This is a genomic window from Streptomyces sp. NPDC045778 (genome assembly GCF_056431945.1).
On the sequence record NZ_JBWKJZ010000006.1, the window covers coordinates 166,379 to 182,490 of the forward strand.

Annotated in this window: 15 protein-coding genes; 10 read left to right on the forward strand and 5 right to left on the reverse strand. The window is 73.8% G+C overall.

All coding sequences use genetic code 11. The features are described 5' to 3' along the window. Nucleotides 1–40 precede the first annotated feature (40 nt). The 3 genes from AC07GB_RS10195 to AC07GB_RS10205 all read right to left on the reverse strand — a co-directional run bounded on the left by AC07GB_RS10195 (nucleotide 41) and on the right by AC07GB_RS10205 (nucleotide 3,594). On the reverse strand, nucleotides 41–1,303 hold the full coding sequence (locus AC07GB_RS10195; RefSeq protein WP_478843513.1) for an NAD(P)/FAD-dependent oxidoreductase: 1,263 nt from the start codon (nucleotides 1,301–1,303) through the stop codon (nucleotides 41–43). A gap of 118 nt (nucleotides 1,304–1,421) precedes the next feature. After that, a complete protein-coding gene (locus AC07GB_RS10200; protein ID WP_478843515.1) occupies nucleotides 1,422–2,762 on the reverse strand; it encodes a deoxyguanosinetriphosphate triphosphohydrolase in 1,341 nt (446 codons plus the stop codon). A gap of 46 nt (nucleotides 2,763–2,808) precedes the next feature. Continuing rightward, nucleotides 2,809–3,594: a sirohydrochlorin chelatase gene (locus tag AC07GB_RS10205; protein ID WP_478843517.1), complete on the reverse strand. Its 786-nt coding sequence runs from the start codon at nucleotides 3,592–3,594 to the stop codon at nucleotides 2,809–2,811. A gap of 234 nt (nucleotides 3,595–3,828) precedes the next feature. On the opposite strand from AC07GB_RS10205, the gene AC07GB_RS10210 reads away from it, so the two are divergent. The 6 genes from AC07GB_RS10210 to AC07GB_RS10235 all read left to right on the forward strand — a co-directional run bounded on the left by AC07GB_RS10210 (nucleotide 3,829) and on the right by AC07GB_RS10235 (nucleotide 11,092). Continuing rightward, nucleotides 3,829–6,009, forward strand: a complete 2,181-nt coding sequence (locus tag AC07GB_RS10210; protein ID WP_478843519.1) for a molybdopterin oxidoreductase family protein — start codon at nucleotides 3,829–3,831, stop codon at nucleotides 6,007–6,009. A 302-nt stretch (nucleotides 6,010–6,311) separates the two neighbouring features. Then, complete coding sequence (locus AC07GB_RS10215; protein ID WP_478843521.1) at nucleotides 6,312–6,710, forward strand: DUF6507 family protein; 399 nt, start codon at nucleotides 6,312–6,314, stop codon at nucleotides 6,708–6,710. Continuing rightward, nucleotides 6,707–8,914, forward strand: a complete 2,208-nt coding sequence (locus tag AC07GB_RS10220) for a hypothetical protein (protein WP_478843522.1) — start codon at nucleotides 6,707–6,709, stop codon at nucleotides 8,912–8,914. Before AC07GB_RS10215 ends, AC07GB_RS10220 begins: the two co-directional genes overlap by 4 nt. Beyond that, nucleotides 8,911–9,441: a hypothetical protein gene (locus AC07GB_RS10225; protein ID WP_478843524.1), complete on the forward strand. Its 531-nt coding sequence runs from the start codon at nucleotides 8,911–8,913 to the stop codon at nucleotides 9,439–9,441. Before AC07GB_RS10220 ends, AC07GB_RS10225 begins: the two co-directional genes overlap by 4 nt. Before the next feature lie 47 nt (nucleotides 9,442–9,488). Next, nucleotides 9,489–9,692, forward strand: coding sequence for an Imm49 family immunity protein (locus AC07GB_RS10230; protein ID WP_478843526.1), 204 nt, complete (start codon nucleotides 9,489–9,491; stop codon nucleotides 9,690–9,692). Further along, nucleotides 9,689–11,092: a DUF6177 family protein gene (locus AC07GB_RS10235; RefSeq protein WP_478843528.1), complete on the forward strand. Its 1,404-nt coding sequence runs from the start codon at nucleotides 9,689–9,691 to the stop codon at nucleotides 11,090–11,092. The genes AC07GB_RS10230 and AC07GB_RS10235 overlap by 4 nt, the downstream gene beginning before the upstream one ends. Before the next feature lie 29 nt (nucleotides 11,093–11,121). On the opposite strand, the gene cutA is transcribed toward AC07GB_RS10235, so the two are convergent. After that, a complete protein-coding gene (cutA, locus tag AC07GB_RS10240; RefSeq protein WP_478843530.1) occupies nucleotides 11,122–11,457 on the reverse strand; it encodes a divalent-cation tolerance protein CutA in 336 nt (111 codons plus the stop codon). A 248-nt stretch (nucleotides 11,458–11,705) separates the two neighbouring features. Here cutA and AC07GB_RS10245 point away from each other — a divergent pair, with 248 nt between their 5' ends. Both AC07GB_RS10245 and AC07GB_RS10250 read left to right on the forward strand, forming a co-directional pair. Beyond that, nucleotides 11,706–12,482: a hypothetical protein gene (locus tag AC07GB_RS10245; RefSeq protein ID WP_478843532.1), complete on the forward strand. Its 777-nt coding sequence runs from the start codon at nucleotides 11,706–11,708 to the stop codon at nucleotides 12,480–12,482. Beyond that, on the forward strand, nucleotides 12,479–13,867 hold the full coding sequence (locus AC07GB_RS10250; protein ID WP_478843534.1) for a sensor histidine kinase: 1,389 nt from the start codon (nucleotides 12,479–12,481) through the stop codon (nucleotides 13,865–13,867). The genes AC07GB_RS10245 and AC07GB_RS10250 overlap by 4 nt, the downstream gene beginning before the upstream one ends. A gap of 25 nt (nucleotides 13,868–13,892) precedes the next feature. Here AC07GB_RS10250 and AC07GB_RS10255 read toward each other — a convergent pair whose 3' ends face one another. After that, entirely contained in the window at nucleotides 13,893–14,540 is a 648-nt protein-coding gene (locus AC07GB_RS10255) for an NADPH-dependent FMN reductase (RefSeq protein WP_478843536.1), read from the reverse strand. A 63-nt stretch (nucleotides 14,541–14,603) separates the two neighbouring features. On the opposite strand from AC07GB_RS10255, the gene soxR reads away from it, so the two are divergent. Both soxR and AC07GB_RS10265 read left to right on the forward strand, forming a co-directional pair. Next, nucleotides 14,604–15,062: a redox-sensitive transcriptional activator SoxR gene (soxR, locus tag AC07GB_RS10260; protein WP_478843538.1), complete on the forward strand. Its 459-nt coding sequence runs from the start codon at nucleotides 14,604–14,606 to the stop codon at nucleotides 15,060–15,062. Between the two features lie 49 nt (nucleotides 15,063–15,111). Next, the gene (locus AC07GB_RS10265) at nucleotides 15,112–15,930 is read left to right on the forward strand and encodes an aminotransferase class IV (RefSeq protein WP_478843540.1); all 819 of its coding nucleotides are present in this window, start codon (nucleotides 15,112–15,114) and stop codon (nucleotides 15,928–15,930) included. Nucleotides 15,931–16,112 lie beyond the last annotated feature (182 nt).

Below are 16,112 nucleotides of genomic sequence, written 5' to 3' on the forward strand. Positions count from 1 at the left end.
TGCCGGACGGGACGCGGGCCCGCGTCCCGTCCGGCGGCGGTCAGCCGAGCAGCTCCGGCAGCGGCCGGGACGGGTCCGCCAGGGCGTCGGGGTCGGGGCGGGCGCCCGCGCGGATGAGCTTTTGAATGGTCTCCGTGACGTCCCACACATTCACGTTCATCCCGGCGAGGACCTGGCCCTCGCTCAGCCAGAAGGCGATGAACTCGCGCTTGCCCGCGTCGCCGCGGATCACCACCTGGTCGTACGTGCCCGGGGGCGCCCAGCCCGAGTACTCCAGGCCGACGTCGTACTGGTCGGAGAAGAAGTACGGCACGCGGTCGTAGGTGACGTCCTTGCCGAGCATGGCGCGGGCGGCGGCCGGGCCGCCGTTCAGGGCGTTCGCCCAGTGCTCCACGCGCAGGCGGGTGTCGAAGAGCGGGTGGCGCACGGCGGCCACGTCCCCCGCGGCGTAGACGTCCGGGTCGGAGGTGCGCAGGCTGATGTCCACGGCGATGCCGCCGCCGTCCGCGCGGTCGACGAGGGCGAGGCCCGCGGACTCCGCGAGGGCGGTGCGCGGGGCGGCGCCGATCGCGGCGAGCACGTCGTGCGCCGGGTGCTCCTCGCCGTCGTCCGTGCGGGCGGCGAGGACCATGCCGTCCTGCCCGGTGATCTCGGTGAGGCGGGCCCCGAAGTGGAAGCGGACGCCGTGCTCGGCGTGCAGGTCGGCGAACATCTGGCCGACCTCGGGGCCGAGGACGGAGTGCAGCGGGGTCGGCTCGGGTTCGACGACCGTGACCTCCGCGCCGTACTCCCGTGCCGCGGCGGCGACTTCGAGGCCGATCCAGCCGGCGCCTGCGATCACCAGGTGGCCGTTGTCGCGGCCGAGCGCGGCCAGGACGTGGCGGAGGCGGTCGGCGTGGGCGAGGCGGCGCAGGTGGTGCACGCCCGCGAGGCCGGTGCCGGGCACGTCGAGGCGGCGGGGCTCGGCGCCGGTGGCCAGGAGCAGCTTGTCGTAGCGGATGACGGTGCCGTCGCCGAGCCGGACGGTGTGCGCGGCGCGGTCTATGGCGACGACGGTCTGGCCGAGGTGCAGCTCGACGTCCGCCTGCGCGTACCACGCGGGCTCGTGGACGAAGACGCTGTCACGGTCCTCCTTGCCGAGGAGGTAGCCCTTGGAGAGCGGTGGGCGTTCGTACGGGTGGTCGCGCTCGTCCCCGATGAGGATCACCCGGCCGGTGAAGCCCTCGGCGCGGAGCGTCTCCGCCGCTTTCGCACCCGCGAGACCTCCTCCGACGATGACGAACGTCTGATCCGCGTCGACCACTTGATGCCTCCTCGAAACCTTTGAGTCCACTGGGAGAGTCCCGCACGCAGCGTGATGACGGAAGGGGCTGTACCCCAATCCGGCCACTTTCCGTCACATCCTGTGCTCATTCACATGGTCACTCACCGCTGTGCGTATTCCGGTGGGGTGCGGTGAGCCGTGCGTGCAGGGAACGGGCGGCGGCGTCCGTGAGGGACGCGATCTGGTCGATGACCACGCGCTTGGCGGCGCGGTCGTCGGGCGCCGCGTCGTACAGGGCGCGGAACTGGGGGTCGAGGCCCTCGGGGGCGCGCGCGGTGAGCGCGTCGGCCAGCTCGGCGACGCAGACGCGCTGGTCGGCGCGGAGCCGGGTCTGGGCGGGGCGCTGCATCACGTAGCGGTCGGCGACGGCCTTGAGGACGGCGCACTCCAGGCGCGCGTCGCGCGGGACGACCAGCTCGGCGGCGTAGCGCGTGAGGGGGCCCGTGCCGTACCGCGCGCGGGTCGCGGCCTCGGCGGCGAGGCAGAAGCGGCCGATGAGCTGGCTGGTGGCGTCCTTCAGGCGGGCCTGGGCGACGGCGGAACCGTCGTAGCCGTGCGGCCACCACTCCTGGTCCTGGAGGCGGTCGAGGGCCGCGGCCAGCTCCTCGGGGTCGGTGTCGGCGGGGACGTAGCGGCCGATGGCGACCGCGAACACGTCCTGGCGCTCGGGTTCGGCGTGCAGCGCGTTCGGGTCGATGTGGCCCGCGTGCAGGCCGTCCTCGACGTCGTGCACGGAGTACGCGACGTCGTCCGACCAGTCCATGATCTGTGCCTCGAAGCAGGTGCGGTGGCCGGGGGCGCCCTTGCGGACCCAGTCGAAGACGGGCCGGTCGTCCTCGTAGACGCCGAACTTCACGGAGTCCGGGTCGGTGGGGTGGGCACCGCGTGGCCAGGGGTACTTGGTGGCGGCGTCAAGGGCGGCGCGGGTGAGGTTCAGGCCCACGCTGACCAGGTCGTCGGTGTCCGGGCCCGGCACGAAGCGCTTGGGCTCGATGCGGGTGAGCAGGCGCAGGGACTGGGCGTTGCCCTCGAAGCCGCCGCAGTCCTGGGCGAGGTCGTTCAGGGCCTGTTCGCCGTTGTGCCCGAAGGGCGGGTGGCCGAGGTCGTGGGAGAGGCAGGCGGTCTCCACCAGGTCCGGGTCGCAGCCGAGGGCGGCGCCCAGCTCGCGGCCGACCTGGGCGCACTCCAGGGAGTGGGTGAGGCGGGTGCGGGCGCTGGCGTCCCAGGCCTGGCTCCGGGTGCCGGGCGTGACGACCTGGGTCTTGCCCGCGAGGCGGCGCAGCGCGGCGGAGTGCAGGACGCGGGCGCGGTCGCGCTGGAAGGCGGTGCGCCCCGGCCGTTTGTCGGGCTCGGCGGCGAAGCGCTCGGTGGCGGCGGCGTCATACGGGGAGGAGTGCGCCGGGTGCTCGGTCTGCGCGTGCGGTGCGGTGCCTGCCATGCCCCGACAGTAGACGCAGGTGTCGCCGGGGCGCGCCGCGGCCCCGTCAGGCGGGCGCCGGGCAGCGCGCGTCCGCCGGGGCGGGGGCGGTGGAACGCGCCTGGTCGTAGCGGTGCAGCAGGAGCGCGGCGAGGGCCGGGTGCGCGCCGAGCGGGGCGGCGGCGAGCCACGGCGTGGCGGCGGCGGCCTCGGTGGCGAAGCGGCCGGGCGCGGTGAAGTAGGAGGCGACGGCGACGCGGCGGACCCCGGCGGCGGTCAGGGCGCGCACGGCGGCGGGCACGCCGGTGGGTGTCGCGGCGGTGGGCGCGGCGTAGCCGGGTGTGACGGGGACGCCGAGGCGGCGGGCGAGCAGGGCGGCGGCGCGGCGGGTGTCGGCGGCGTACGCGGGGTCGCGGGAGCCCGCGGCGGCGAGGACCACGCCGTGGCCTTCGGGGGCGGCGGGCCAGCCCGCTTCGGTGAGGCGGGCGTGCAGGACCTCGGTGAGCAGCGGGTGCGGGCCGAGCGGGGCGGCGACGCGCGTGCCCGCACCCGGGTGCGCGGCGGCCGTGGCGGGGATGTCGCGCTTGGCGTGGTGGCCGTGGCTGAGGAGCAGCGGCACGAGCACGGCGGGCCGGGCGCGGTGGCTCAGGGCGTGGAGGGTGTGGTCGAGCAGGGGTTCGTTCAGCTCGATGTGGCCGAGGCGGACGTCGAGGCCGGGGCGCAGGGCGCGGACGGCGTCGAGGAGCGCGGTGACCGTGGCCCGGGCGCGGGGGTCGCGGCTGCCGTGCGCCACGACGACCAGGGTGGGGGCGGGGTGCAGGTCGCCGGGCCTGGGGTGCGGGGGCGGTGTCATGGAGTTGAGCGTGGCGTGGGCACGTTGCCTGGCCGTTGCGGCGCGGTCACGGCTGGTTTCGTCCGCCTCACGGGGCCGGGGCGGGACGGCGGCGGGGTCCGCGTCGGCCTGGGCGGTCCGTCGGCAGCGGCGGCAGGGGCCTCACAAGGGGCCGGGGCGGGCGCGGAGGTCCGCGTACCGCGGGCGTAACCCGGCGGGGGCGAGGGGGAAACACAGGCGTCGGAGGGTGGGCGCATGCAGCCCTTCCACCCCGCCGAGGCCGCCGCGCGAGGCGCCGTCACGCCCGCCGTCACGCCCACCCACTGCCCGTACTGCGCGCTCCAGTGCGGCATGGGGCTTGCGCGCGAGGGCGAAGGCGTGAAGGTTGTGGAGCGGCCCGCCTTCCCCGTCAACGGGGGCGCGCTGTGCGGCAAGGGCCGTACGGCGCCCGAGGTGCTCTCCTCCCGGGTGCGCCTGACCGAGCCCCTCGTCCGATCTCACGCCACGGGCAGGCTCGTACCGGCCACCTGGGAGGAGGCCCTGGACCGCGTGGCCGAGGGGCTCGCCCGCACCCGCGCGGCGCACGGCGCGGACGCGTGCGGGGTGTTCGGCGGCGGCGGGCTCACGAACGAGAAGGCGTACGCGCTCGGCAAGTTCGCGCGGGTGGTGCTGGGGACGTCGCAGATCGACTACAACGGGCGGTTCTGCATGTCGTCCGCCGCGGCGGCGGGGCAGCGGGCCTTCGGGGTGGACCGGGGGCTGCCGTTCCCGCTGGCGGACGTCGCCCGCACCGGCTGCGTGATCCTCGTCGGCTCGAACCTGGCGGAGACGATGCCGCCCGCGCTTCGCTATCTGACAGAGATGCGGGACAACGGCGGCACGCTGGTCGTCGTCGACCCGCGCCGCACCCGCACCGCCGAGCAGGCCGACCTGCACCTGGCGCCGCGCCCCGGCACGGACCTGGCGCTCGCGCTCGGCCTGCTGCACCTGGTGGTGGCCGAGGGGCACGTGGACGAGGAGTACGTCGCCGCGCGCACCAGCGGCTGGGCCGAGGCGCGGGCGGCGGCGATGGCGCACTGGCCGGAGTACGTGGAGCGGATCACGGGCGTTCCGGTGCCTCAACTGCGGGAGACCGTACGGCGGTTCTGTGCGGCCGAGCACGCCATGGTGCTGACCGCGCGCGGCCCCGAGCAGCAGTCGAAGGGCACGGACACGGTGGGCGCCTGGATCAACCTGTGCCTGGCGACGGGCAGGCCGGGGCGGCCCCTGTCCGGATACGGCTGCCTCACCGGGCAGGGCAACGGACAGGGCGGCCGTGAGCACGGCCAGAAGGCCGACCAGCTGCCGGGCTACCGCAAGTTGACCGACCCGGCGGCGCGGGCGCACGTGGCGGCGGTGTGGGGCGTGGACCCGGACTCCCTTCCGGGGCCCGGGCGTTCGGCGTACGAGCTGCTCGACGCACTCGGTCAGGACGTGCGGGCGCTGCTGCTCATGGGCTCCAACCCGGTGGTGTCGGCGCCCCGGGCGGCGCACGTGGAGGAGCGGATCAGGTCCCTGGACTTCCTGGCGGTCGCGGACGTGGTGCTCTCGGAGACCGCCGCGCTCGCCGACGTGGTCCTGCCGGTGACGCAGTGGGCCGAGGAGACGGGCACGGTGACGAACCTGGAGGGCCGGGTGCTGCTGCGCCGCAAGGCGGTGGACCCCCCGGCCGGGGTGCGGAGCGACCTCGGCGTGCTCCACGGCCTCGCGGACCGGCTCGGCCACGGCAAGGGGTTCCCGGCCGAGCCGGAGGAGGTCTTCGAGGAACTGCGCCGGGCCAGCGCGGGCGGGATCGCGGACTACGCGGGGATCACGTACGCGCGCCTCGCGGAAGGCGACGGCGAGGGGGTGTTCTGGCCCTGCCCGAAGGACCCTGACGGGCCAGGTGGGCCGGACGGGCCGGGCGCAGGCAAGGCTTCGGGCGCGGGCGGGGCTGCGGAGGCCGGGACGCCCCGGCTGTTCCTGGAGCGGTTCGCCACCGAGGACGGGCGGGCCCGGTTCGTGGCGGTGGCGCACCGCGACGCCGCCGAGGAGCCGGACGCGGAGTACCCCGTGATCCTCACCACGGGCCGGGTGCTCGCCCAGTACCAGTCGGGGGCGCAGACGCGGCGCGTGGCCGAGCTGAACGCCGCGGCGCCGGGGCCTTTCGTGGAGCTGCACCCGCGGCTCGCCGCGCGGATCGGGGTGGCCGACGGGGACCCGGTCGCCGTGGTGTCGCGCCGCGGCCGGGCCACCGTCCCGGCGCGGGTCACGCCGGGCATCAGGCCGGACACGGTGTTCATGCCGTTCCACTGGCCCGGCGAGGGGCGGGCCAACGTGCTGACCCACCCCGCGCTCGACCCGGTGTCGCGGATGCCGGAGTTCAAGGTGTGCGCGGTCCGCCTTGAGCGCGCCTGACGACGTCCGGCGCCGCCCCCCTTCACGACACCAACAGGGCGGCGCTGTCAGCCAGTTCAGGGCCCGGGAGGGGTGGCCCCTTCGGCATCCTCTCGTTCGCAGAACCGGGCGCCATGGACGTGGTGTTCACGCAGCTTCCGTTCTCCGAGGTCTGGCACGAGGGCGAAGAGGGCGGACACCTCTCCCACTGACGGAATCGCGCCACCGCTGCCCCAACCGCGTTGCGTCTGCAACCGCGTTAGCGAGAGTATGTTCGGTGCGCTACGCATGCGCTGCGCACAGGGATCAGCAGGGGGTTCGGCGTGACGGGGTGGGACATCTCGCCGTCCGGGGTGAGTTCGGTGGTGTCGCTGGTGAAGCTGGCGATGGACGACATGGCCAAGGACGTCAAGGCGTACGGGAAGGACGTGAAGAGCGCCGCGACCTGGGCCGGGACGATCGGTCCCGAGGTCTGTGCGCCCGGCCCGCCCGGGCCGGTCGGCACCGCGCTGGCGCTGTTCGTCGAGAGGACCACGGGCGACGTGCTCCATCTCGGGGCACGGGCGGCGAAGTCGGTGAACGGGGCGATCGAGGCGACGAACGCGTACATCGCCGGAGACCTGGAGCAGGCCTCGAACGCCCAGCGCAAGGCGGAGCAGGCCATCGACGTCAAAGCCCTGCTTGACGCCGCCCGCAAGAAGACCGGGCCCGAGAAGCAGTGATCGACCCCGACGGCATACCTCAGTACTCCGGCAGCTTCGAGCAGTTGGAGAAGGACGTCTCGGCGCTGCGGAGCGACGCCACCGGCATCCGTAACGGCGGGTCGGACGTGCACGCGCGCTTCCAGGCGCTGGGCGCCTACTACGTGGCGCCGGAGGCCGACGACCTGTTCGCCAGCACGCGCCCGGTGATGGACAAGGCCGACGCGTTCGCGGCCAAACTGGAGACGGTGGCCGACGCGCTGGAGACGTACGCGGCCGAGGCACGGCCGCTCGCGCTGCGCCTGGCGAAACTGAAGGAGCGGGCCGTCGCCTTCGCCGCCGACGTCGAGGGCGACGACGACTGGGAGGAGGACGGCGAGAAGACCCGCCGGAGCAACGAGCTGCGTGACGCGGTGTCCGAGGCGGAGAGCGCGTTCAAGGCCGCGGAGCGCCGAGCCGCGACCAAGATCTCCGGGCTCGTGGGCGGCCCCCGGTTCGTCGAGGACGACGGCAGCGGCCGTAAGGCGACCAAGAAGGTCGTGCCGTACGGCTATGACGCGGGCCTGCTGAAGAAGGCCAAGGAGCTGCCCTGGGGCACCCCGGCACAGGAATCCCTCCAGTTCTGGGAGGTCCACCGGATCGCCAAGCGCTACGTCTGGGACGGTTTCGTCATCGACGGCGGCCTCACGGCGCTGAAGGGCCTGGGACACCTGGTCGGTATCGGAGGCTCGGCCAAGGACGCCTGGAGCGGGCTGGGCGACGTCGCCGGGGGCATCGGCCAGTACACCCTGAAGCCGTACGACTGGGTGCTGGACAAGACCATCGCGGCGGACCAGGACAGCGCGGGGGAACGGCGGCAGAAGACGGCCGCCCGCGAGTTCGCCAAGGGCGTGGTCGCCTGGGACCAGTGGAAGGAGAATCCCTTCCGCGCGGCGGGCGCGACGACCTTCAACGCCCTCACCTTGGGGGCGGGGCCGCTCGCGGTCGTCTCCAAGGGCGGTGGTGCCGTGGCCAAGGCCGCGGGCGTCGGAGCGAAGGTCGGCACGTACGCCGACCCGCTCTCGGCGGGGATCACACTGGGCGGCAAGGCCGTCGGCAAACTGCCGAAGGTCTCCGACCTGGCCACCCGTGTCCGCCTCGGCGCCACAGTCGGCGGGCCGGGCGTCCACACCGTCCTTGAGTTCAAGGGCATCTCCAAAGTCCGCGTCGAGGACGGCCAGTTCACCGTCACCAGGAACGGCGCCGGCCAGACCGGCCCCGTCCCGCACGAACGTCCGGCCTCCGCGCGTGCCGCCGCGGCTGAGCATCCCCGGAGATACGAACTCGCCGGGGCGGGGGCGCGAGGGCCCGAGCGGGCTGTCGGTGGGGGTGACGGGGTGGCTCCCCATGCCAGCCACGACCTGCCCGGCGAGCCGACGCGTCACGGTGATGTCACACCGAGCGGGCGCGGGGACGCCTCAACCGGTGAGCACGCGTCCGGCGGGCTCTCCCGCGCGGACGACGCTACGCCGACGTCCGGGCACGGCGACGGGCCAACTGGCGGTGCCGGTGGCGGACATGGAGGTGGACGTCACGATGAACCCCCGGCTGGCCCGCGCAGTCCAGAGGACCACGGCGAGTTCGGGAACGAGAACTGGGGCACGCACGAAGGCGAACTCGTACATTACGCGGACCGGCCTGATTTGGATGCCGTGAAACAGTACGACCGCATCCGAGCCAACACTGAGGACGTCGCCAGGATCGCCGAGAACACGGGATTCCCACCGGGAGTAGTCGAGAAGGCCAAGCAGAACCTCTTCCTCAAGCGGCACGACGTTCAGATCGGCCCCGACCAGGTGCGGCACAACGTTTACTTCACTGCCTACGATGAGATCGCGGATCTCTGGAAGAAGGCGGAGCAAGGCCGCCTCAAGCCGATTGATGAGGGAAGTTTCAAGGGGCTCATCGCGCATGAGTACGTGGAGCACGCGCTTATGGAGGCGGGCCTCCCCTACCGCTCATCTCATCCGGACGCGTGGAGCGGTAGCCCTTCCACCGTGCCCCGTCATCTGTTGGGTGCGCACGACGTGGCGCCGATTTCCCTCCGCGGCGGCCCGATCACGGTTGACGGAACACTCAAGCTCTGGTCGACCTGGGGGCTCACGCCCCCAAGCGTTAGGGTGGCCGATGACTTGTCCAATCTGGACGAAGTAGTCAACGCGGCGAAGAAGGGGCTTGGGCTATGACGGATACGACGCTGGTCGAATCCACGGTGGATCGCCTGAAGTCCATCGACTGGACGGACTGGGACGCTGCTGACAGCCATGCGGCATCGCGCGCCGCGCTGCTCCGTGAGTACCTTCGGCGTGCGGCGCTGTGGGCCCAGGAAACCGGTGCCACAGATGAGTGGCCCTTCTTCGACATCGCCCTGCGCGTCGAGGCGTCGGTGCGTGCGCCCGCTGACCTGGTCGAGGATTTGGACGAGTTCACGTCCGACCATGTTCCCGGGCTCCGGACGAGGCGACTGTGTACCGCGATTGCGCACTGGGCGGCCCTTCACTTGACGATGCCGGAACGAGCCGGGCTGCACCCGGATCCGTTCGAGCCGTTGTTGCTGCTGTTTGAACGAGGTGGCGGATTCTCAGTGGAGAACGGCGTAGTGGATTTCGGGCCGCTCCGCGTACCGCTCGCAACTCACGAGGCGTACGCGGCTTCGGAACCGCTGCGGCACCTGGATGAGGCAGCACTGGACGCCATCGACGCGCACCTGTAACGGCTGGGGCTCCGCATTGGACAGGGCAGGAGGAGCGTGCACTCGGCGTGGACGGATTGGTCGCGCTCGGGCCGCTCGCCATCGCATGCGTGGCCTACGACGTCGGCTTCCCCGTCGAGGTTGACTCCGAGTACTTGCCCAAGGCGTTCTTGAGCGCTCCTGGGTCGGTGAATTTGATACGTAACATCTGTGTCGCCGCAATGCCGCACGTCACCGCATTCCGCACACCACAGAAAACGAAGTACGCATGACCAGAGACGTCATAGCCCTCACCCCCACCATGCCCGACCCCGCGGCCGTGCTGGCCGGGCTGCTCGCCGGCGGTCCTGACCTGGAGGTCCGGACTCTGGCTGACGGTGCGGTGGTGCAGTTGTGCGCGCCTGACGGGCGGGGGCTGGTGTCCGTCGAGGTGCCCGTGCTCGTGCACACGGCAGGTGAGGCCGAGCGGCTGCTCGGTGCGGGCGTGGCTGTCCCTGATGTGCCGTTCTGGTGGACCGAGGCCCGCGCCTCTGTCGCCGTGGCGGAAGCCGAGAGGCTCGCTGGTTCGTTCGCGGGGCGCCTCGTCGCCATTCTGGGCGGCACCGTGTGGCCGTCGGACGTCGCGCACACCGATGTCGTGGCCGTCGCCGCCGAGGAGGCCGACGCGGTCGCCGATGTTCCTCCGGCCGTCGACGCCCTCACCGACACGGCCGCCGTCGTCATTCAGGACCGGCCGGTCATCGCCATGAGCAGTTGGCTGTCCGACGCGCTGCGCGAGGCCACCGCCGCCGGCCGGGCGTTGCAGATCGTCACCCCGCCCGACGCCGGGTTCACGCTGCCCGCGCGCGTCGCCCTGCACGGCCACCCGAACCGCTGGGTCGTCCAGGGCCCCGGCGACGGCTACTACGACGGCCTCTCCGGCGTCGAACTCCACTGGCGGGACGGGACGTTCGCGCCGGTACGCGATGCGGACGGCGTGGCTCGGGGTGCCGACGCCTTCCGGCCCGCCCCGGACCGGCGGGAGCGGCAACTCGTCCTGTCCCTCCACACCCGGCACGACGCCGACGAGGGCCTCGTCATCGGCGGCGCCCTGGAGACCGCGTTCCGCGTGCTCACCGGTGCCCCACCGGCGGGCTGGGGCACCGCCGAGCCCGTCAGCCTCCCGTGGTCCACCCGGCAGTTGACCGGCCTGGCCCGCAGCCGTGCCCCGCGGCCCACGTGGCTGATCGCCGTCGGCCACGCCGACCGCCCGGCCTTGGCGACGGTCAGCGTCCTGCGGACCACCGCGGGTGTGGAGGAGGACATCACCCTCACGCTCGGCTACGGCGGCCCTCACGACGGCATGCCCCTGGAGTCCGTACCGGCCCTGGCCACGGCCCTGGCCGCCGAGCACGGCCTGATGTCACTGCTCGTCTCGGTCCGCGCCGCACGGCGTGACCTGCTCGTCCCCCCGCGCTTCGAAGCCCCGCCCGTCCCGGCGTCCTTCACCCTCGGCCCGGACGCCGTACGCGGCATCGGCCTCACTCACGCCCGGCGCCCGCCGCTCGGCGTCGTTCCCGTGCCGCTCGGCTCCGCCGCGCACCCCGCTCTGCACTATCCGCTGGGCGACGGCAGCGACGCCGCCGCATGGGAAACGCTGGAGGCCCTCACCCGCCACCTCCAAGCCGTGTGAGTCGGCGAAGGCCCCCCCCGGCGCCCCGCTCACGCGCGCGTCTCCTGCTCCACCCATTCCAGATACGCCGCGCTCCCCCGTACGACGGCGGTCGCGATGATCTCCGGCGTGTCGTAGTCGTGGGCCGCGCGCAGCCAGGACTCCAGCGCCTCGTACCGCCGGTCGGTGGTCTTCAGGAGCACCTGCCACTCGCGGGCCTCCTCGATGGCGCCCTCCCAGCGGTAGACGGAGGTGACGGGGCCGTTGATCTGGGCGCAGGCCGCGAGGCGGGCCTCGACCGCGGCGCGTGCCAGGGTGTCCGCCTTGTCGGCGGTGTCGGTGGTGGTCAGGACCAGCAGGAAGGCGGGGGTGCTCGATTCCGTCACGGCGTGGGTTCCTTTCGTACGGGTAGCCCCGCGCGCGGGGAGGGGCCTGTGCGCTGGGGAGGCTACCGGCCTGGCCGAAGGTCCCGAGCTGGGGTTTTCCCCAGCTTTGGTGATGTCTGTTACACAACCTCCCGGTTTCTGTGATGCGCCCTTCCTAGCGTCGACGCCGGGTGGCCGGTCCCGTGCCGCACTCCCGGTGCTTGCCCGGGCCGGCCGCCGCCCAGCCTCCGTCGTCCATCGGTCCCCTCATGACTCTGCGTCTCCGCTTCCTCCTGGGCGTGCCCCTGGCCGTCCTGACCGTCGCCGTGCTCTGCGCCTGCGGGGCGAGTGGCGGCCTCGACGCGGGTGAGCCCGCGCCGCCGGTGTCGGTCCAGCCGAGCCCGAAGCCGCTGTGGCCCGGCTGGTCCGGTACGACGCCGTCGGCGCCGGGCGCCGAGACCGCGACGAGGCTGCCGCCGCCCGAGCCGCTCGACGGCCTCGGGGCGCTCGGCCCCGGCGGCCTCGCCAAGCTCGACGTGCGGGAGCTGTTGCGCGCGGACCCGCGCCTGAGGACGCTCGCGGACCGGCCGATGATCGAGAAGCCGGGGCGCTCCGGCATCCGGCCGCCGGTGCTCGTCGACCTGTCCGGGGACGGCAGGCCCGAACTCCTGCTCGCGATCGACCTGGAGAGCGGGCGCAGCGCGGTCGTCGCCTACGCCGAGCGCGGCGGCAAGGTCTACCCGGTGCTCTTCACCGCGGGCAAGCGGATCTCCGTGGAGGTGCTCGGCACCGACCTCCTGGTCCGCAGCCCGTGCGCCGACGGCGGCGAGCAGGCCGTGCGCTACCACTGGGACGGCAAGCGGATGTCCACGGTCAGCGACACCAAGAACTACCGGGGGCCGGACCGCTCCCCCGGCCACGGCGGCGGCTCCCCGTCGTCCGAGCCGTCGTCCGAGCCGTCGTCCGAGCCGTCGCCCGGGCCGTCGTCCACGCCACCGCCCACGCCGTCGGCCACGCCCTCCGCCCACCCGGGACCCCGCTCGTGACGCCCGGCCAGGCCAAGGGCACGGAGAGCGGCGCCGCTGCCGGGAACCTCGCCGCCGAGAAGGGCCACACCCGCGCCCGGTGGCTCGTGCGGGCCCCGCGCCGCGTGCTCGCCGTGCTCAACACGCTCGGCCTGCGCTGGAAGATCGCCGCCCTGCTCGCCGCGGGCTGCGCGGTCGTGGCCGTTGCGATCGGTCTCCTCATCCACCACGCGCGGCTCGACCAGGTCGGCGCGGGCGCGCGCTCCGGGGCGACCGCGCAGCTGGTGCGGGTGCGGCAGCTGTACGAGCTGACGGGCCAGGTCGACCAGGACGGCACCCGGGACGGCACGCACGCCGCCCTCGACGCGCCCGGCCTGCCGGAGCCGCTGCGCGCGGCCGCGCTCGCCGGGCGGCGCGGCACGTACCTCGACATGGGATCCGCCGATCCGGCGGTGTGGGCGGCGCGCCCGGTCGGCGACCGGGTCCTCTCCGTACGGCTCCCGCTGAGGGAACAGGCCCGCGAGATGGCCGAGTTCGACCAGCAGCTCCTGGTGTCGGGTGCCGTCGTCGTCGCGCTCGCCGCGCTCGGGGGCGCCGGGCTCGCCAGCCGGCTCAGCCGCGACCTGCGGGCCGCCGCCGCCATCGCCCGCCGCATCAGCCAGGGCGACCTGGACGCCCGCATCGGCCATCCGCTGCCGCCCGGCTTCCGGCACGGCCGGAACGAGGTCGCCGACCTGGCGACGGCCGTCGACACGATGGCCGCCTCGCTCCAGCGGCGCCTGGAGGCCGAGCAGCGGTTCACCGCGGACGTGGCGCACGAGCTGCGCACCCCGCTGACCGGCCTGCACACCGCCGCCGAACTCCTGCCGCCGAGCCGCCCGACGGAGCTGGTGCGCGACCGGGTGCGCGCGCTGCGCACGCTCACCGAGGACCTGCTGGAGGTGGCGCGCCTGGACGCGGACGCCGAGCGGCCCGACCTGGACGCGCACCCGCTCGGCACACTGGTCGAGGGGATGGTCCAACGGGGGCTCTTCGCGGGGCAGTCGACGGGACGGGGCGTGCGGTTCAGCCGCGCGTCGGAGCGTGTCGTACGTACGGACGCCCGTCGCCTGGAGCGGATCCTGGCGAACCTCGTCGGCAACGCCCGCAGGCACGGCGGCGACCCCGTCGACCTCTGCGTCGACGGGGCCGTGGTGACCGTGCGCGACCACGGGCCCGGCTTCCCCGAGCACCTGCTGCGCGAGGGCCCGCAGCGGTTCAAGACCGGCGCCCGCGAGCGCGGCCAGGGCACGGGCCTCGGCCTGACCATCGCGCTCGGCCAGGCGGCGGTGGTCGGCGCCCGCGTGGAGCTGGCCAACGCGCCGGACGGCGGCGCGGTCGCGGTCGTCCGGCTGCCGCAGGCCTGAGCCCCGGCGCGAGCCGCACACGGGATCAACTCCCGTACGGGCGGACCTCCTTGGCGGCGCGCAGGGCCCACGCCCACCACGCGAGCTGGTCCAGCATCGTCTTCGCGGCGGCGTCGGCGGCCGCGGGCTCCTTGTGGTTGCCGTCGGCGTCGAAGAGGGAGCCCGCGTTGTGGAAGGAGACGGTCTCGCGGACGGTGACGGCGTGCAGCTCGGCGAAGACCGGGCGCAGGTGCTCGACCGAGCGCAGGCCGCCGGAGAGCCCGCCGTAGGAGACGAACGCGACGGGCTTGGCCTCCCACTCGGGGCGGTGCCAGTCGATCAGGCTCTTCAGGGACGCGGGGTAGGAGTGGTTGTACTCGGGGGTGAGGACGACGAACGCGTCGGCGGCGGCCAGCTTCGGGGAGACCTTGTCGAGTTCGGCGCGGGTCCCGGCGTCCGGCCGGTACGACAGGGACGTGGGCAGGTCGACGTCGGCGAGGTCGATGACGTCGACCTCGAAGCCCTGGTGCTCGCGCACGTGGCGCAGCAGCCACTCGGCGACGACCGGGCCGAAGCGGCCCTCGCGGTTGCTGCCGATGACGACGGCGACCTTCACGGGCTGCGCGGCCGTGGCGGACAGGACGGCGGCGACATCGGTGGCGGTGGACGGGGTGGCGTCAGTGGTGGTGTTCATGCGGCAAGCCTCTTAGTTAAACCTTGGTTCAGGTCAAGCGGCTTCCGCGACTAATCTGTCGTCATGACCTCGCACCTCGCGCCGGACGCCAAGGAAGCCACCGTCGGCGAACTCGCCGAGCGCAGCGGAGTGGCACCTTCCGCCTTGCGCTTCTACGAGCGGGAAGGGCTCATCAGCAGCCGCCGCACCACCGGCAACCAGCGCCGCTACAGCCGGGACACGCTGCGCCGCGTCGCCTTCATCCGCACCTCGCAGCGGCTCGGCATCCCGCTGGCCACGATCCGCGAGGTGCTCGCCCTGCTCCCGGAGGACCGCACGCCGACCCGCGCGGACTGGGCCCGGATATCCGAGTGCTGGCGGGAGGACCTGGACCAGCGCATCCGCACCCTGGAGCGGCTGCGCGACAACCTCACGGACTGCATCGGCTGCGGCTGCCTCTCGCTCGACCGGTGCGCCCTGTCGAACCCGTGGGACGAGCTGGCCGCGCACGGCCCCGGCCCGCGCCGGCTGATCGAGGACTGACCGCGCACCGCCCGCCCGGGCCGGTGATCACGTACGTACGGTGTCCCCCATGACGACATCGAACCCCGCCGCCCCCGACCGCCTGGAGATCGACGGGGCCCCCGCCACCCCGGAGCAGCTGCGCGCACGCGCTCTGGACAGCTTCGGGCACTTCACCGCGATGCAGGTCAGGGGCGGTGGGGTGCGCGGCCTCGCGCTCCACCTGGAGCGGCTCGACGCGGCGAGCCGGGAGCTGTTCGACCAGGGCCTGGACGGCGACCGGGTCCGCGCGGCGATCCGGCACGTGCTCGCCGGGGACGGTGGGGCGCCGCCGCTCCAGGACGCCGCGGTGCGCGTCTACGTGCACGCCCCCGACGGCGAGCCGTCCCTGATGGTCACCGTCCGCCCGCCCGTCGAGCTGCCCGCGGCCATGGCCGAGCGGGCCCAGTCCCTGAAGTCCGTCCCGTACGTACGTCCCGTCGCGCACCTCAAGCACCTGGGCGGCTTCGGGCAGGCGTACCACCGCCGCGAGGCGGGGCGTCTCGGCCACGACGAGGCGCTGCTCACCGGCCCGGACGGCGCGGTCAGCGAGGGCGCGGTGACGAACGTGGCCTTCTTCGACGGGCGCGAGATCGTCTGGCCCGAGGCCCCGCACCTGCGCGGCATCACCATGGCGCTGCTCGAACCGCGGCTCGCGGACGCCGGGCTCCCCACCCGCAGGGGGCCGGTGTTCCTGCGGGACCTGCCCTCCTACCGGGCCGCCTTCGTCACGAACTCCTGGGGCGTCTCCCCCGTCCGGCGCGTCGACGGCCAGGACTTCCCCGTGGACGAGCAGCTCATGGCGACGGTCGCCGGCCTGTACGAGGCGGTGCCCCGGGACGTGATCTGAGGCCGGGTCACCCATTCACAGGTGCCGCGCCGCGCCTTCGGGGTCTTTCCGCCCGTACGCCGGTGACCTGCTGGAACGCTGTCCTCGTGGCGCCGGGGAGTGGACCGGGACGGCATTTCTGATGAGGCATCAGCAGGCGTGCGGGCCGGAGTGCACGTTACCTCGGAGGTGTGTCCCGTACG